This window comes from Burkholderia sp. AU45251 (genome assembly GCF_030482905.1).
In the GTDB taxonomy this organism is placed as follows: Bacteria; Pseudomonadota; Gammaproteobacteria; order Burkholderiales; family Burkholderiaceae; genus Burkholderia; species Burkholderia aenigmatica.
Genome location: NZ_JAUJQH010000001.1, coordinates 1441529 through 1457803, shown reverse-complemented (window position 1 = coordinate 1457803; position 16275 = coordinate 1441529). Strand labels below are relative to the sequence as shown.

The window sequence follows — 16275 nt, the reverse complement described above, 5'->3', positions numbered from 1 at the left end:
GATCATGTCCAACGATACGCATCCCGTTCCGCCTCTCGCGTCCGGCGACACGCCGGCCGGCGCATCCGGCTTCCGCGCCCGCTTCTTCAACCCGGCCGCGCGGCAGAAGCTGCTCGCGTTCGCGAGCCTCGTGCTGCTGATCGTGTTCTTCAGCATCGCGTCGCCGAACTTTCTCGAAGTCGACAACCTCGTCGCGATCCTGCAGGCCACCGCCGTCAACGGTGTGCTGGCCGTCGCCTGTACCTACGTGATCATCACGTCGGGCATCGACCTGTCGGTCGGCACGCTGATGACGTTTTGTGCGGTGATGGCCGGCGTCGTGCTGACGAACTGGGGCATGCCGCTGCCGCTCGGGATCCTGGCGGCGCTGTTGTTCGGCGCGCTGTCAGGCTGCGTGTCGGGCTTCGTGATCGCGAAGATGAAGGTGCCGCCGTTCATCGCGACGCTCGGCATGATGATGCTGCTCAAGGGGCTGTCGCTCGTGATTTCGGGCACGCGGCCGATCTACTTCAACGACACGCCGGGCTTCACGTCGATCGCGCAGGATTCATTGATCGGCAACCTGATCCCCGCGCTGCCGATTCCGAACGCGGTGCTGATCCTGTTCCTCGTCGCGATCGGCGCGTCGATCGTGCTGAACCGGACGATCTTCGGCCGCTACACGTTCGCGCTCGGCAGCAACGAGGAAGCGCTGCGGCTGTCGGGCGTCAACGTCGACGCATGGAAGATCGCGGTCTATACGTTCAGCGGCGCGGTGTGCGGGATCGCCGGGCTGCTGATCGCGTCGCGGCTGAATTCCGCGCAGCCCGCGCTCGGGCAGGGCTACGAGCTCGATGCGATCGCGGCCGTCGTGATCGGCGGCACGTCGTTGTCGGGCGGCGCGGGCAGCATCGTCGGCACGATCATCGGCGCGTTCATCATGAGCGTGCTGACGAACGGCCTGCGCATCATGTCGGTCGCGCAGGAGTGGCAGACGGTCGTGACGGGCGTGATCATCATCCTGGCCGTCTACGTCGACATCCTGCGCCGGCGCCGCCGCTGACGCACGCATTCACGCAGGCATGTGCTTCATCGCCGGTTCCGGCCGGCGTCCCAGTCGTTCCAGTCGATACGAAAAAAGGAGACGCGAAGTGATCAGGAGCAAGGTGTTGAACGCGATCGTCGGGCTGACGTTCGCCGTCGGCGTCACGGCCGGCGCGCACGCGCAGGAAACCTACATCCCGCTGATCTCGAAGGGCTTCCAGCATCAGTTCTGGCAGGCCGTGAAGGCGGGCGCGATGCAGGCCGCGAAGGACTACAAGGTGAAGGTGACGTTCGAAGGCCCCGAGACCGAGGCAATGGTCGACAAGCAGATCGACATGCTGTCGGCCGCGATCGCGAAGAAGCCGGCCGCGCTCGGCTTCGCGGCGCTCGACAGCAAGGCCGCGCTGCCGCTCCTGAAGAAGGCGCAGGGCGAGAAGATCCCGGTGATCGCGTTCGACTCGGGCGTCGACAGCGACATCCCGGTGACGACGGCCGCGACCAACAACAAGGCCGCCGCGTCGCTGGCCGCCGACAAGCTCGCCGCACTGATTGGCGACGAGGGCGAGGTGGCCGTGGTCGCGCACGACCAGACGAGCCGCACCGGCATCGACCGCCGCGACGGCTTTCTCGAACGGATGAAAGCGGCGCATCCGAAGGTGCAGGTCGTGACCGTGCAGTACGGTGAAGGCGACCAGCTGAAGTCGACCGAGGTGACGAAGTCGATCCTGCAGGCGTATCCGAAGCTCAAGGGGTTGTTCGGCACCAACGAAGGCTCGGCGATCGGCGTGGTCAATGGCGTGCGCGAGATGAAGCGCAAGGTCGTGATCGTCGGGTACGATTCCGGCAAGCAACAGAAGGACGCGATCCGCAGCGGGCTGATGGCCGGCGCGATCACGCAGAACCCGATCGGGATCGGCTACAAGACCGTCGAATCGGCCGTGAAGGCGATCAAGGGCGAGAAGCTGCCGAAGGTCATCGATACCGGTTTCTACTGGTACGACAAGACCAATATCGACGATCCGAAGATCGCGGCGGTGTTGTACGACTGAACGTTGCGTCGAGCGGCGGTGGCGCGTGCCGCCGCCGCGACCGGACACGAGGGCATCATGGGCGCAGTGCGCATCGATTCGCATCAGCACTTCTGGCGTTATCACGCCGCCGATTACCCGTGGATCGGCGCCGGGATGGGGGTGCTCGCCCGTGACTACCTGCCCGACGCGCTATGGCCGCTGATGCATGCGCAGGCGCTCGGCGCGTCGATCGCTGTGCAGGCGCGCGCCGGGCGCGACGAGACGGCATTCCTGCTCGATCTCGCGCGCGACGATGCGCGCATCGCGGCGGTGGTCGGCTGGGAGGATCTTGCCGCGCCGCAGCTCGCGGATCGTATCGCCGAATGGCGCAGCCCGAAGCTGCGTGGCTTCCGCCACCCGGTGCAGGACGAAGCCGATGCCGGCGCGTTCGTCGCGGAGCCGGGCTTCAACCGCGGCGTCGCATGGCTGCAGGCGCACGGCTACGTGTACGACGTGCTCGTGTTCGAGCGGCAGTTGCCGGACGTGCAAGCATTCTGCGCGCGGCACGACGCGCACTGGCTCGTGCTCGATCATGTCGGCAAGCCCGCGCTCGCCGACTTCGAGCGCGACGACACCGCGCTCGCACGCTGGCGCGCCGCGTTGCGCGAGCTGGGCGCGCTGCCGCATGTCGCGTGCAAGCTGTCGGGGCTCGTGACCGAAGCCGACTGGCGGCGCGGCCTGCGCGGGAAGGACGTCCGGCATATCGAGCAGTGTCTCGACGCGGCGCTCGACGCATTCGGCCCGCAGCGGCTGATGTTCGGGTCGGACTGGCCCGTGTGCCTGCTGGCCGCGTCGTATGACGAAGTCGCGTCGATCGTCGAACGCTGGGCCGAATCGCGGCTGTCGGCGGCTGAGCGCCACGCGCTGTGGGGCGGTACTGCCGCGCGTTGCTACGCGGTGCCGGGCGCGGTGAAGCGCGGCATATAAAATAGGCGCGAACGGTCTGTTCGATTCGTCAGACCGTCCGGAACGCAACCGATCACCTGCATCAACGTATGTCCATCCAGCCGATTCAGAACCGCCGTCTCTACCAGCAGATCGCCGACAAGCTCAGTGCGATGATCGAGTCCGGCGATTTTCCGCCGGGCAGCTATCTGCCGCCCGAGCGCGAACTGGCCGAACAGTTCGGCGTATCGCGCACGTCGGTGCGCGAGGCGCTGATTGCGCTCGAAGTGAGTGGCCTCGTGAACGTGCGTGTCGGCGACGGCGTGAAGGTGCGCCATCCCGAAACGGCCGCCGCACCCGAGCCCACGCCCGACCTCGCGGCGAAGGCCACGCCCTTCACGATCATCGAGATCGATCCCGAACTCGGCATCGCACTCGACCTCGATACCGAAATCCCGCCGTTCGCGCTGTTGCAGGCGCGCCGGCTGATCGAGCCGGAAGCCGCGTCGCTTGCCGCGAAGCATGGCTCGGACGAGCAGATCGAAGGGATCCACGAAGCGTTCCTGCGCAACCAGGACGACAACCGCAGCGGCTCGCTCACGCATCCGGGCGACCGGCTGTTTCATATCCGCATCGCGGAAGCGAGCGACAACGCCGCGTATGCGCTGATGATCAAGCAGTTGCTCGCGCACAAGTACGACCTGATGTTCCAGCGGCTGCAGTCGCTGTACATGCCGAACGACATGCCGCACCGGTCGGAACAGGAACACCGCGCGATCCTCGATGCGATCCGCGCACGCGACCCGGACGCCGCGCGCCGCGCGATGGCCGAACATCTCGACGAAGTGATCCGCATCTTCGGCCGCGCGCTCGACTGAGCGCGCGTCGATGCGGTGCCGGGTCAGAAGCGATCGGCGCGATATGGCGCCGGATCGGTGAATGGCGCTTCGCCCGTCATCATCTCGGCCAGCAGGCGGCCCGTGACGGGGCCGAGCGTCAGCCCGTGATGGTTGTGCCCGAACGCGAACCACAGCCCGCGATGCGCGGGCGCGGGGCCGATCACCGGGCGCATGTCGGGCGTGCACGGCCGGAAGCCGAGCCACGGTTGCGGGTCGAGCCGCTCGCCGAAACCGAACACCGGCCGCGCGACGCGTTCCGCGCGTTCGAGCTGCACGCCAGTGGGCGGTACGCCGCGGCGCGCGATTTCGACGCCGGTCGTCAGCCGCAGCCCGCGCTTCATCGGGGCGATCACGTAACCGTATTCGCGATCGACGATCGGCGCCGACGGCACGCCGCGCGCGGACGGCGCGTAGTGCATGTGATAGCCGCGCTTCTCGCGCAGCGGGATCTTGTAGCCGAACTTGCCGAACACCGTGTCGGACCACGGGCCGAGCGCGACGACCACGGCCGGCGCGGCGGCCATGCCGTCCTGCGTCCTGACCTGCCAGCCCGGCGACAGGGCATCGAGGCTCGCGGCGTCACCCGTCAGCAGCGTGCCGCCGCCTTGCACGAAGAGGAGGGCGTACGCTTTGACGAGCGCGGACGGGTCGACGACGCTTTTCGGATCGAGCCAGTGCAGCGCGCCGCAGAAGCCGGGCGCGAGGCTCGGTTCGTGCGCGAGCAGCGCGGCGGCATCGAGCGGCGTGATGCCGAGCCCGTGACGGCGCGCGGTGAGTCCGGCGTCGGCCACGCCGCGTTCGAATGCGACCGGCGTGCGGAACGCTTCCAGCCAGCCGTTCGCGCGGATGAGCTCGCCGGCGCCGGCCCGCGCGATCAGCGCGTCGTGCTCGACGATGCAACGCTCGATCAGCGGCAGCATGTCGCGCGACGCTGCCGCGTGCCGCAGCGGCGCCGATTCCCACCAGAAACGTGCCAGCCATGGCGCGAATGCGGGCAGCGACGCGCTGTGCCAGTAGAGATCGGTCGAGCGGTTCAGCGCATAGCGCATCAGCGTGAACGGGCTGCGCGGGAACGGATACGGTTCGACCGACGAGCGCTCGATCAGCCCTGCGTTGCCGAAGCTCGTGCCTTCGCCGGGCGCGCCGCGATCGATCAGGGCGACCTTGCGTCCGCGATCCTGCAGGTGCAGCGCGGCCGATACGCCGATGATGCCTGCGCCGAGAACGATGACGTCGAAATCCATCGGTGGTGGTGAATGACGGTTAGCGAACTGCAAGCATACTCGCGGCGGCGTGGGGCACCAAGAAGACGTGCATGGCAGGTGGCCTGGGCACGACGATTCGCGATCGATGCGACGACGCGGGCAGTAGAATGCGCGGGTTCCGGCATTCGAGGGTGACACGCAATGATCGAGTTGACCGCACCGGTTTATGCGGCGGAGTTGAAGCGCTTCCGGGCGAGCGGCAGCGTCTGGCTCGCGGCGCACGAGATTCCGGCCGATGTCGAGGTGCCGCCTGCGTGGCGCGCGCTGCTCGCCGCGCCGGACGACGTGCTGGCGGATACGCTCGTGCAGATGTGGGCCGGCATCGTCGACCGATTGCCGGCCGTCGCGCAGTTCTTTCGCGACAAGCTCGCGCGTCCGGCCGTGTTCCGCTACGACGGCGGCGACGTCGTGCTGCTCTATCCGTACACGATCGAGCACGACGACCTGAATTTCTTCATCGGTCGTGCGCCGTTGCGCGAGCGGGCGCCGGTTGATGCGCCGTTCTGGGCCGCACTGCCCGAAGCGCTGCGGCTTTTCCATCAAAACGTGCATGACGGCTGGACGTTCTTTCCCGCGAATTCGATGGGACCGCTGGCGCTCGCCGACCAGGCTGCGCTGACGGACAAGCTTGACCTGACACCTGCCGAGACGCGCATGCTCGGCGTGAACCCGGATCTCGTGCGGACCGTGTTTCATAACGGCAGCGGCGATTGGCTGTGCATCGATTCGCGCGAAGGGGCCGATGATGGCAACCCGATGGGATGGATAGCGTGGCACGAACGTCCGACCGAGCTTGAGCACGTGGACTTCTGGGCCATGATGAACGCATGGTTCGAGATCTTCGTCGAGGACGCTGACGAACGGTAGTTGTTCGCCGCGTCTTCACGTCATCCCGAACAACGTCCCCGACGCCTTCACTGCGATGGGGCGGCGGTGACATCGCGCGACAGAACGTATGAAGTTTGGCGTACACGCGCGTCCAATCCGCTGATCAATTTCCCGCCGTCGACACCGGATCGACATCGGCAAACACGTTCGCGCGCCCAGCGCCGATTCCGCATACTTTCCAGCGTTTCTCGCGGGTGTTTCCCACTGGTTGGTCATGCGAATTTTTACCTAAGATGAAGCCATCATGCGCGTAATTCGGTGCCTGCACGCGCGTGGAGGGAGGCGGGAGGCAGCGCCGGAGCGACGCCAGCGGATGTTGCCATCATGGATGCGAAAGTGTGCGCGTCGGCTGCCAGTCTCGCGACTGCAGCGACGCCAGCGGGCGCGGCGACAATCGCCGCGCGAACGGCGCCCGGCCACCCCGGCCGAACCGCTCCGCTGCGCCACGCGCTGGTCGCAATCGTTTGCGTTCTGGGGGCGGCACAGGCCATGCTCGCCGGCGCTTCCGCCGGCGCCGACGATCCGGTCGACACGGTGCGCATCGTTGCCGCCGCGAGCCCCGCCGATCCCGCCGACGCGTCACACGACACGGCCGTGCGTCAGGTCGTGCTGGGCATCGTCAGCTTCACCCACTGGCCGACGACACCCGTTCGCCTGCATCTGTGCGTCACGGGCCGGCCCGACTATGCGCGCGGCCTGACCGACACGCTGCAGGCCGGCTCGACGCTGGTCGACGTGCAGCGTGTGCGCTTCGACGATCCCGCGCTCGGTATCGCCTGCGACGTCGTCTATCTCGGCAACCTGAGCGCAGATGAGAGAGCGCGCGTGAGAGCTGCGGTGGCCGGCCATCCGGTGCTGACGATTTCGGAACACGATCCATCCTGCACCGCGGGCGGCATGTTCTGTCTCAACGTCGACGGCGAACGCGTGTCGTTCGACATCAATCTCGACGCCGTCGCCCGCAGCGGGGTGCGCGTGCACCCGAACGTGCTCAATCTCGCGCGGCGGCCGGGGGCACCATGACACGGCACGCTCCGCCCGTTTCCCTGTCGCGCGTGCCGCGCCCGACGCTGCAAAGCGTGCTGCGCCGCGCGCACCTGCGCCTCGCGTTCGTCGCCGTCGCGATGGCTGCCGTGTCGTTGATCGTGGTGGCCGTGATCGCATTGCGTGCGTATGCCGGCAACAACCTGAACCTGCTGGCCCGCTCGCTCGGCTATACGGTCGAGGCGGCGCTCGTGTTTGGCGACCGCGTCGCGGCGGCCGAGGCGATCGGGCTGATCGCCAGCGACGAGGACGTCGCGCAGGTCGTGGTCACGGATAGCAAGGGCCAGCCGTTCGCGACGTGGCAGTTGCCCGCCGGCAGCGGGATCGCGCGGCTCGAGCGTGTCGTCGCCGATCTTGCGCTGCCCGGGCCCGTGACGGCGCCGGTGGTGCATGACGGCATCGTCGTCGGCCACGTCGTCGTGCGCGGCCGCGGCCATCAGTTCTTCGGATTCCTGCTGGGCGGCGTGGGCGGCATTCTCGGTTGCCTGGCCGTCAGCGTGATCGGCGCCTATATCAGCTCGAAGCGTCTGCTGCGCAACATCGTTTCGCCGTTGCGCGCGCTGGCCGGCGTCGCCCACGCGGTGCGGCGCGAGCGTGCGTTCGCGCAGCGGGTCGAGCCGGTGGCGATTGCCGAGCTCAACCAGCTCGGCGACGACTTCAATGCACTGCTCGACGAATTCGAAGACTGGCAGAACACGCTGCGCGACGAGAACGCATCGCTCGAACACAAGGCGACGCACGATGCGCTTACGGGGCTGCCCAACCGCGTGCAGTTCGAATCGCGGCTCGCGATCGCCCTCGGCGAAGCCGGGGTGACGGGGCAGCGGGTCGCGATCCTGTATCTCGACTGCGACCGCTTCAAGGAAATCAACGACTGCCTCGGCCACGACGCCGGCGATGCGGTGCTGATCGGCATCGCGTCACGGCTGCGCACGCAGGTGCGCGAAGCCGACCTGGTCGCCCGCCTGGGCGGCGACGAATTCGCTGTGATGCTGCCGGCCGTGCGCGAAGCGGGTAGCGTGTGTCGTATTGCGGACGAGATCCTGTCCGGCATGGCGCCGTCGATCGAGCTGTCCGACGGCCGCGTGGTGGCCACCATGATGAGTGCCGGCGTTGCGCTGTATCCCGATCACGCGTCGGATGCGAGCGGCTTGTTGCGGGCGGCGGATGCCGCGATGTACCGCGCCAAGCGCGCCCGGCCAGGCTCGTGGCAACTGGCGGAAGGGGTCGCGGGGGCGGCTTGAGGTTCATCGTTTCACGCTGCGGGCGAGGCCGCGGCAGTGGGTTGAAAAAGCGCTCGCGATGCGGGTGCAATCGAAGGGGTCAATGATGAACAACACGTATCCGGTGGGCATTGGGCGCTTGTGCGTCGGCAGCGCGCTGCTTGTGTGCATGCTGCTTGGAGGTTGCAAGGCGCCGCCGCTTCATCGTGGGTTGACGCAGACGCAGGTCACGGCGCTCAAGTCGGCCGGCTTCCAGGAAACCGAGCAGGGTTTCGAGTTCGGCTCGACCGGGCCGATCCTGTTCGATTTCGATCGCTACAACCTGAAGCCCGATGTGCGGCGGATCGTCGAAAGGATCGGCCGTACGCTCAGGTCGGCCGGAATCAACGGCGTACGGGTCTATGGATACTCGGACCAGGAAGGGGTGGACGAGTATGACCTCGAGTTGTCCCGGCGGCGGGCGGAGGTCGTTTCCCTTGAACTGATCGACGTCGGGCTGGATGCGAAGCGCATCGCGGTCGTCGGAAAGGGCAAGAGCGATCCGGTCGGGGATAACAAGACGCCGGGAGGCCGGGCGCAGAATCGGCGAGCGGCGATCGTGGTGTCGCCGCGGTGACGGGGCGGCTTCCCCGATCGGGGAGACCGGCGGGTGCCAGCGGCGGAAATCACGCGATCGAACGCGTTGATCGACTGAGTGTCGCCGCACCGCCGCGCCTTCGTGTGTCCGTTTCCTTCCCGAGCGATCGCGCAATGTCATCGTGACTCGGGGCGATGCCTCGCCCCTTGCGGATCTGTCACACGTTTCATGCAGATTGTGTCGTGTTCCGCGCGTGCCGGCGTGGTGCTTCGGCGCGGGCAGCCGCACGTGGCCGACCGGCCGCCGGTCGGTTTTTGTATGATCGGGGGCCTGAACGAAAACGTTTGCGCGCGGCTTTCACGCGGTCGGGTTTTGTCCTACATTATCGTGGCTTCGGGCCGGCCAGCCGGTCTACGGAACCTGAGAACACAAGAAAGGAACAAGCATGAGTTTCGCTCCGAACGGGGGTATTCCCACTGGATTGGGCGGCAGTGCGTTCGGCTCGTTGAGCGCGCTTGGCGGCCTCGCCGGCCCGGTTGCGTCGAGTGTGGCCGGCAGCCTCGGGCCGCTCGCGGGCCTGGCCGGGCACGTCGACACCGTCCAGCGCGCGATGCAGCTCGCGCAGACCGGCTTCTCGCTGATGGACAAGACGCCCGGCGCGATCGCCGAGGCGATCAACGGCGCCGCCAATCCCGCGCGCCTGACCCAGCTCAACCGCTACGTGACGCTCGACACGCCGCTCGGCCCGGATGTTCTCCTGGTCAGCGCCGCCGTCGTCGACGAGCACGTGAATCGCTTGCCGGAGATCCACCTCGACCTGCTGTCGCATCGCCACGACCTGCGCCCCGAGGATCTGATCGGCCAGCAGGTCAAGATCCGGTTCGACCAGCAGGCGCGCCTGTCGACGCTGGAGCGCGTTGTCGCGTCGGGCGCCGCCGACAACGATCGTTACTTCGACGGCTACGTCGCGTCGTTCGACCGGGCCGGCAATCCGGGCAACGTCACGCAGTACCACCTGACGGCGGTGCCGTGGTTCTGGTTCCTGACACGCTCGACCGACTGCCGGATCTTCCAGAACAAGACCGCGCAGGACATCCTCACCGAGATCTTCCAGGAGCACGGCTTCTCCGACTTTGTGTTCGATATCCGGACGAGCGAGAAGCCGCTCGAGTATGTCGTGATGTACCAGGAGAGCTACTTCAACTTCTGCGCGCGGCTGATGGAGCAGGAGGGGCTGGTCTGGACGCACCGCTACGAGAAGGACAAGCACGTTCTGGTGATCGGCGATTCGAACCTGCTGTTCCGCCCGATCGACGGACTCGCGACGGTGCCGTTCGCGGCCACCGAGGCCAGTGAGGACAGCGGCATCGACCAGCTGCACGAAGGCCGGCGCTTTGGCGTCGGCAAGGTCACGTTCCGCGACTTCAACCACCAGAATCCGTCGTCGCCGCTGATGCTGGTGGAGGCCGGGCCGCAGAACCTCAAGCATGCGCGGCTCGATGCGACCGAGCGGTTCGAGCACCAGTCGCTGTACGACCACGGCGACGACGGCAACCGCTACGCCCGTTTCGCGATGGAGGCCGAGGAGGCGCAGGCCCATCGCTTTACCGGCGGCGGCTATGCATGGCGGATGACCACGGCGGGCGCCGTGGCTGTCGCGAATCACCCGGTTCTCGAGAACAACCAGGAATACGTGATCCTGCACGTGCGTCACGAGGCGGTGAACGACTACACGCAGCACGGCGCCAAGCTGCCGTACCGCAACAGCTTCTCGCTGCTGCCGAAGAAGGTGCCGTATCGCGCGCCGCGCGGCACGCCGAAGCCGGTGATTCACGGCACGCAATCGGCATTCGTCGTCGGCCCGAAGGGCGAGGAAATCTATACCAATGGCAGTGCCGTGAAGGTGCATTTCCCGTGGGACCGGCGCGGCAAGAAGGACGGCTCCGATTCGATGTGGGTGCGCGTGTCGCAACCGTGGGCGGGCGACGGCTGGGGCGCGGCCGCGATTCCGCGGATCAAGCAGGAAGTGCTGGTGGCGTTCAACCAGGGCGATCCGGACAACCCCGTGATCGTCGGCCGCGTGTTCAACGGCGAGCAGGGCAACCCGTATCACGGCGCGGCCGGCCAGACGATGGGGATCAAGAGCCAGACGCACAAGGGGCAGGGGGCGAACGAAATCCGCATGACCGACACGAACGGCATGCAGGAATTCTTCATGCACGCGCAGAAGGACATGAACACCGTCGTCGAGAACAACGAGACGCACAAGGTGATGGGGCCGATGCGTACCGTGCTGGTCGCGACGGGCAGCGAAGAGAAGCAGATTCCGCAGGGCAACCTGACCGAGACGATCGCCGAGAAGCGCAGCACGACCGCGACCACCGTCGAGGTGATGACGCCGGCCAAGGATGGGGGCGGCGGCACGCAGGTGCACATGGCCGAGCGCGGCATCCTGCTGAAGGTGATGGACAGCTCGATCTCGCTCGCGCCGGAAGGCATTCGCCTCGAGCACAAGGGCTCCGTGATCCTGATGACCGACGACGGCGTGATGGTCAACGGCACGCGCATCGATCTCAACAAATAAGACGAACGAAACCAGCCATGCACTACGCAATCCACGAAGGCACCTTCGAACTGCCGGACGCGGCGCTCGACCGCACGGTCAACATCCTGGTGATGAACGCCGGCCCCGGCGGCCTCAATCTCGTGATCGCTCGCGGGCGGTTGCGCGACGGGGAGAATCTCGACGCGTTCGTCGCGCGCGAATGGGACGTGGCGTCGCGCGACGCCAGGATGCTGACCGAGAAGGCGCGCCGGCCGGTGACGGTCGGCGGGCGTGCGGGCGTCCAGATCGACTCCACGCACGAGCGGGACGGCCGGCTCTGGCATCAGATGCAGACCATGTTTCCGTCGGATGACGCCGGGCGCGTGCTGGTGATGACGTTGACCAGCGCGGCACCGCTGAACGAAGAACAGCAGGCGATCGCCGAACGCTTGCTCGCCAGTTTCCAGCCGCGCGCGGCCCGGCCGTCCCTGCTCGGGCCGGGTGACGCGTCGTGAGCGCGGAGAACTTCGCGGCCGCTCGCTTCAAGGATCCGATCCAGCACACGTCGCTCCTGGGTGAGCTGGTTGGCACGGTCGGGTCGGTGGTCGGCGGTGCTGTCGTCGGCATGCTGGTGGCGGAGGCGATGGAGGGGCTGGTGTTCGCGGGCCTCGCCGCGCTCGAGATCGGCACGATGGGGCTGGCAACGCCGCTCGTGATTGCGATCGGCGTGGGGGTGGCGGTCGGCTCGGGCGCGCTGATGGAAGCGAGCGGCATGAACGAGGCCATCGACGACGGGGCGAAGGCGATCGCCAATTCGATGGTGCCGCCCGTGATCAAAGGCAAGATCGCGAGCGGGTCGGGGAACGTATACGTCAACAACGAGCCGGCGGCACGCGCGGCGAAGCCGGGCGATCTCGATACCGTCGCGTGTACCGATCATCCCGGGCCGCAGATGATTGCCGACGGGTCGGGCAGCGTTTATATCAACGACCAACCGGCCGCGCGGGTTGGCGATAAGACGACGTGCGACGGGACGATTGCCGAAGGTTCCGACAACGTTTTCATCGGCGGCGGTACGCAGCGGGTGCGGGATGTGAAGTCGGCGACGCGGCTCGGGTGGCTGGGGGCGGCGCTGGGTATCGCGCTCGCGGTTTGCGGCCGCGGGAAGATGAGCTGGGGGCAGTTCCTGAAGAGCAAGGCGCCGTGTATCGCGATGAATTTCGCGGCGAGTGCTTTCGGGACGTGGCTGGGTAGTCTCGCGAGGCCGTCAGCCGGCCACCCGGTCAACGTCATTACCGGCGGCAAGATTCTCGATGGCACGGACGATACCGATTTCGCGTTGCCGGGGCCGCTGCCGATCGTGTGGCGGCGTTTCTACAGCAGCCACGATGATCGTGCGGACAGCCTGTTCGGAACGGGGTGGAGCGTGCCGATCAGCGTTGAACTGCGGCTTGCGCGTGAACATGGCGAGGTTGTGTCGATCACGTACTGGGACGAGCAGGGGCGCGACATCGTGTTTCCGGCTGTGCCGCCGGGCGAGAGTCATTTCAGCGTGCCTGAAGGCATTTACCTGATCTGTACTGCCGGCGGCCACTATGTGGTCGAAACGGTCGACGGGGTGTATCGCGATTTCGGCCGTGCGCGGAGCGATGCGGATAGTGAGGTGCTGAAGCTGTGGCGTCTCGAGGATCGCAACGGCAACTGGATCGAGGTGGAACAGGAAACCGCCGATGACGTTGTGCGGCCGGCCCGGCTGCATGACAGCGCTGGTCGTGTGCTGACGCTGGCCTACGATGAATCGCATCCCCGACGCATTGCGACGATCGCGCTGACGCGCGGTGTGGACGGCGAGCAACCCGACACGCTGGTGCGTTACGCGTACAACAGCGCTGGCGAACTGGTGGCCGTGACCGATCGCAGCGGTCACACCGGGCGACGCTTTGCATACGCGCACGGGCTGATGGTTCAGCACACGCTGCGTGGCGGGCTGCAGTGTTCTTATGAGTGGCAGGGCGTCGGCCGCAACGCGCGTGTCGTGCGCCACTGGACCGACGACGGCGAAGCGTACACGTTCAACGTGGACCTTGCGCAGCGTTCGGTGACGATTGCCGATCAGATCGGTCGCGTGACGCAGTGGACGTGGAACGAGGATCAGCAGCCGACGAGTCATACGGATGCAGAAGGCCATGTGTGGCAGTTGGAGTGGAACGCAAAGCGGCAGTTGATCAGCACGACCGACCCGGCGGGGAACACGACGCGCTTCGAATACGACGAGCGTGGGCGGCAGACTCAGCGCATCGATGCGCTTGGCCAGGTCGAGCGGACCGAGTGGAATGGGTACTACGACCTGCCTGTAGCGGAAACCGATCCGGCGAATTCGCGCTGGATTTACCGTTACGACGATCTCGGCAACCTGACGATGACGCGCGATCCGGCTGGCTTTGCGACCGAATATCACCGCGACGAGCACGGCCTTGTGCACACGATCCGTGACGCTCGTGGCAGCTACAAATTCCTTCAATGGAACGCGCGTGCGCAGTTGACCGCCTATATCGACTGTTCAGGCAAGACCACCCGCTTCGCGTACGACGCGCGCGGTGTGCTCGCGCGCGTGACCGATGCCGCCGGCCAGGCCACCGTGTATGAAGCCGATGCGATGGGCCGTGTCATGGCGATCACGACGGCCGACGGCTCCCGCCAGATGTTCCATTACGACGACGCCGGCCGGCTCGTCGAAGTCGTCGATCCGAACCAGCGCCGCACGCGCTATGAACTGAATCCGCGCGGCCTGCTGCTGTCGCGCACCGACGCGGTCGATCGTGTCGTACGCTTCGGCTACGACGATGCATTCCGGCTAGCGAGCCTGACGAACGAGAACCGTGAGACTTATCGCTTTCTGTATGACCGGCGCGATCTCGTTTCCGCACAGATCGGCCTCGATGGTCACAAGCGCACATACGAATACGACGTGTGCGGGCAAGGCACGCTCGTACGCGATGGGCAGATCGAGACGCGATACGAGCGCGACGCGATCGGGCGACTGACGGCTAAGCAAGCCAAGCATGAGCGTTGTGAGTACCTGTACGACAAGGCGAGCCGCATCGCATCTGCCGAGTTGTATACGCTGGCCGCTCGCGGCCCGTCGCTGAAGAATCGGGTCAGCCTGAAATACGGGGCGCGCGGTGAGGTGCTCGAGGAATACACACCGACTGGCTGGCTTGCACATACCTACGATGAGCTTGGTAACCGCGTCAGCACCACGATCTCAGGCGAGCGCACGATCGACTGGCTGCATTACGGTTCGGGACACGTGCATCAGATCCGCGTTGACGGTGCAGCCATTGCGGATATGGAACGCGATGATCTGCATCGCGAGGTGCTACGGACGCAGGGCAAGCTGACGAGTCACTTCGGGTATGACGCGGTGGGGCGCCGTGCTCGGCAAACTGCGCAGCGAGGTATGGCGGGCGGGGAGTTGCTTGCGAAGCAGTGGCAATACGATGCAGCGGGCGAGGTGATCCAGAAGCGCGATCTGCGCTACGGCACGACGAGCTATCGGTACGACCCGACAGGGCGTATCGAACAAGCGGCGGGGCCGGGATTGCCGTCGGAAGTGTTTCGCTGGGATGCCGCGGCCAACCTGGTGTCGAGCGATCACCCGGGCGGCTTCGTCGAGCACAACCGGCTCAAGATGTTCGAGGACAAGCGCTTCGAGTACGACGCGTATGGGCGGCTGGTTCGCAAGCTGAGTGGGCACGGGCCTGCTAAAGAGCTGGTTCTTGAATACGACGATTGGAACCAGTTGAAGACCGTCGTGACGAAGGATCGTCTTGGCATCGCGACAACGCATTTCGAGTACGACGCGTTCGGCCGACGGATCCGGAAGCTCAATGGCAGTTATGCGAGTACGGATTTCCTGTGGGACGGCATGCGGTTGGTGCAGGAGACGTATCACGATCGTCAGGGCGAGGAAGCGCTGACGTATTTGTATGAGTCGAATAGCTATGTGCCGCTTGCTCGGATTGATCACGGGAAGGCGGCGGCTAACGACGCCAGTGCACGGGATGCGGTCTACTATTTCCACAATGATGTGTCGGGGTTGCCGGAGGAACTGACTAACGCCGATGGCGAGTTGATCTGGCAGGCGCGCTATAAGGTTTGGGGCAATGCGGTGCAGGAGGAGTGGATCGCTCGGGCACCTCAGCGGCCGATCCCGGCATGGGGCGAGGTGCAGGAAGCTGCGCCGTCGTCAGTCCATGTACCAAGACCGCAGAACCTGCGTTTCCAAGGGCAGTATCTGGATCGTGAGACAGGGCTGCATTACAACACTTTCCGATTCTACGACCCGGACATTGGTCGGTTTATCACGTCGGACCCGATCGGATTGGCGGGCGGGTTGAATCAGTATCGATATGGGCCGAATCCGTTGGCGTGGATTGATCCGTGGGGGCTGACTTGCCTGAGTCAATGGAGTGGAAAGCGCGGTCGCGAAAAATCGATGTATGACTTGGAGCGAAACGGCTTTAATGTAGTTGCCGAAGAGGTGACAATGAAGGTGAACGGCAAGCGAATTCGCGCCGACTTCGTTGCGACAGACAGCCACGGTAACTATCATGTTTTCGAAGCTAAGCATGGGACGGGGCGTCTGACGAAGAATCAAAGCGCATCTGGCGTATTCGACATGGCGAGTCCGTCGAATACTGTCAATGGCATTGGTGGTGGGGTAATTACGCCATCAGCGGGAAAAACTGGGCAATTCGAAATCGCAACTGGTAATAGAGATATAGGCGAGGTGCTTGGGGTGCGTGGTACTTCGTACGATGCAACATTCCATGTTCTGAAATATTGAGGTGTGC

General features: G+C 65.7%; 12 protein-coding genes. 11 read left to right on the top strand and 1 reads right to left on the bottom strand.

The features are described 5' to 3' along the window. Positions 1-4 precede the first annotated feature (4 nt). From QZM67_RS06505 to QZM67_RS06490, 4 genes are all read left to right on the top strand, one after another. On the top strand, positions 5-1042 hold the full coding sequence (locus QZM67_RS06505; RefSeq protein ID WP_301801334.1) for an ABC transporter permease: 1038 nt from the start codon (positions 5-7) through the stop codon (positions 1040-1042). Positions 1043-1130: 88 nt separating this feature from the next. Further along, positions 1131-2072 carry an ABC transporter substrate-binding protein gene (locus QZM67_RS06500; protein ID WP_175021253.1) on the top strand — a complete coding sequence of 314 codons (942 nt, stop codon included), beginning with the start codon at positions 1131-1133 and terminating at the stop codon, positions 2070-2072. 57 nt (positions 2073-2129) lie between these two features. Further along, the gene (locus QZM67_RS06495) at positions 2130-3020 is read left to right on the top strand and encodes an amidohydrolase (protein ID WP_301801331.1); all 891 of its coding nucleotides are present in this window, start codon (positions 2130-2132) and stop codon (positions 3018-3020) included. A gap of 68 nt (positions 3021-3088) precedes the next feature. Beyond that, complete coding sequence (locus QZM67_RS06490) at positions 3089-3856, top strand: FadR/GntR family transcriptional regulator (RefSeq protein WP_301801328.1); 768 nt, start codon at positions 3089-3091, stop codon at positions 3854-3856. Positions 3857-3879: 23 nt separating this feature from the next. Here the strand turns inward: QZM67_RS06490 and QZM67_RS06485 are convergent, their stop codons facing one another. Then, a complete protein-coding gene (locus QZM67_RS06485; protein ID WP_301801327.1) occupies positions 3880-5121 on the bottom strand; it encodes an FAD-binding oxidoreductase in 1242 nt (413 codons plus the stop codon). Between the two features lie 162 nt (positions 5122-5283). Between QZM67_RS06485 and QZM67_RS06480 the strand changes: the two genes are divergently transcribed. From QZM67_RS06480 to QZM67_RS06450, 7 genes are all read left to right on the top strand, one after another. Continuing rightward, positions 5284-6009 (top strand): SMI1/KNR4 family protein, encoded by a 726-nt coding sequence (locus QZM67_RS06480; protein WP_301801326.1) that lies wholly within the window; start codon positions 5284-5286, stop codon positions 6007-6009. A gap of 345 nt (positions 6010-6354) precedes the next feature. Then, on the top strand, positions 6355-7053 hold the full coding sequence (locus QZM67_RS06475; RefSeq protein WP_301801325.1) for a YfiR family protein: 699 nt from the start codon (positions 6355-6357) through the stop codon (positions 7051-7053). Further along, the gene (locus QZM67_RS06470; protein WP_301801323.1) at positions 7050-8318 is read left to right on the top strand and encodes a diguanylate cyclase; all 1269 of its coding nucleotides are present in this window, start codon (positions 7050-7052) and stop codon (positions 8316-8318) included. The genes QZM67_RS06475 and QZM67_RS06470 overlap by 4 nt, the downstream gene beginning before the upstream one ends. 85 nt (positions 8319-8403) lie before the next feature. Next, positions 8404-8913: an OmpA family protein gene (locus QZM67_RS06465; protein ID WP_175021260.1), complete on the top strand. Its 510-nt coding sequence runs from the start codon at positions 8404-8406 to the stop codon at positions 8911-8913. Positions 8914-9319: 406 nt separating this feature from the next. Continuing rightward, complete coding sequence (locus QZM67_RS06460; RefSeq protein ID WP_301801321.1) at positions 9320-11458, top strand: type VI secretion system Vgr family protein; 2139 nt, start codon at positions 9320-9322, stop codon at positions 11456-11458. A gap of 17 nt (positions 11459-11475) precedes the next feature. Continuing rightward, positions 11476-11934, top strand: a complete 459-nt coding sequence (locus tag QZM67_RS06455; RefSeq protein ID WP_301801319.1) for a DUF1795 domain-containing protein — start codon at positions 11476-11478, stop codon at positions 11932-11934. Continuing rightward, on the top strand, positions 11931-16268 hold the full coding sequence (locus tag QZM67_RS06450) for an RHS repeat-associated core domain-containing protein (protein ID WP_301801318.1): 4338 nt from the start codon (positions 11931-11933) through the stop codon (positions 16266-16268). The genes QZM67_RS06455 and QZM67_RS06450 overlap by 4 nt, the downstream gene beginning before the upstream one ends. The last annotated feature ends 7 nt before the right edge of the window (positions 16269-16275 follow it).

What these genes read in the sequence shown, in the direction of transcription:
- QZM67_RS06505 (WP_301801334.1), top strand. Translation starts at nt 5, where the DNA reads ATGTCCAACGATACGCATCCCGTTCCGCCTCTCGCGTCCGGCGACACG.
- QZM67_RS06495 (WP_301801331.1), top strand. Translation starts at nt 2,130, where the DNA reads ATGGGCGCAGTGCGCATCGATTCGCATCAGCACTTCTGGCGTTATCAC.
- QZM67_RS06490 (WP_301801328.1), top strand. Translation starts at nt 3,089, where the DNA reads ATGTCCATCCAGCCGATTCAGAACCGCCGTCTCTACCAGCAGATCGCC.
- QZM67_RS06485 (WP_301801327.1), bottom strand. Translation starts at nt 5,121, where the DNA reads ATGGATTTCGACGTCATCGTTCTCGGCGCAGGCATCATCGGCGTATCG.
- QZM67_RS06480 (WP_301801326.1), top strand. Translation starts at nt 5,284, where the DNA reads ATGATCGAGTTGACCGCACCGGTTTATGCGGCGGAGTTGAAGCGCTTC.
- QZM67_RS06475 (WP_301801325.1), top strand. Translation starts at nt 6,355, where the DNA reads ATGGATGCGAAAGTGTGCGCGTCGGCTGCCAGTCTCGCGACTGCAGCG.
- QZM67_RS06470 (WP_301801323.1), top strand. Translation starts at nt 7,050, where the DNA reads ATGACACGGCACGCTCCGCCCGTTTCCCTGTCGCGCGTGCCGCGCCCG.
- QZM67_RS06465 (WP_175021260.1), top strand. Translation starts at nt 8,404, where the DNA reads ATGAACAACACGTATCCGGTGGGCATTGGGCGCTTGTGCGTCGGCAGC.
- QZM67_RS06460 (WP_301801321.1), top strand. Translation starts at nt 9,320, where the DNA reads ATGAGTTTCGCTCCGAACGGGGGTATTCCCACTGGATTGGGCGGCAGT.
- QZM67_RS06455 (WP_301801319.1), top strand. Translation starts at nt 11,476, where the DNA reads ATGCACTACGCAATCCACGAAGGCACCTTCGAACTGCCGGACGCGGCG.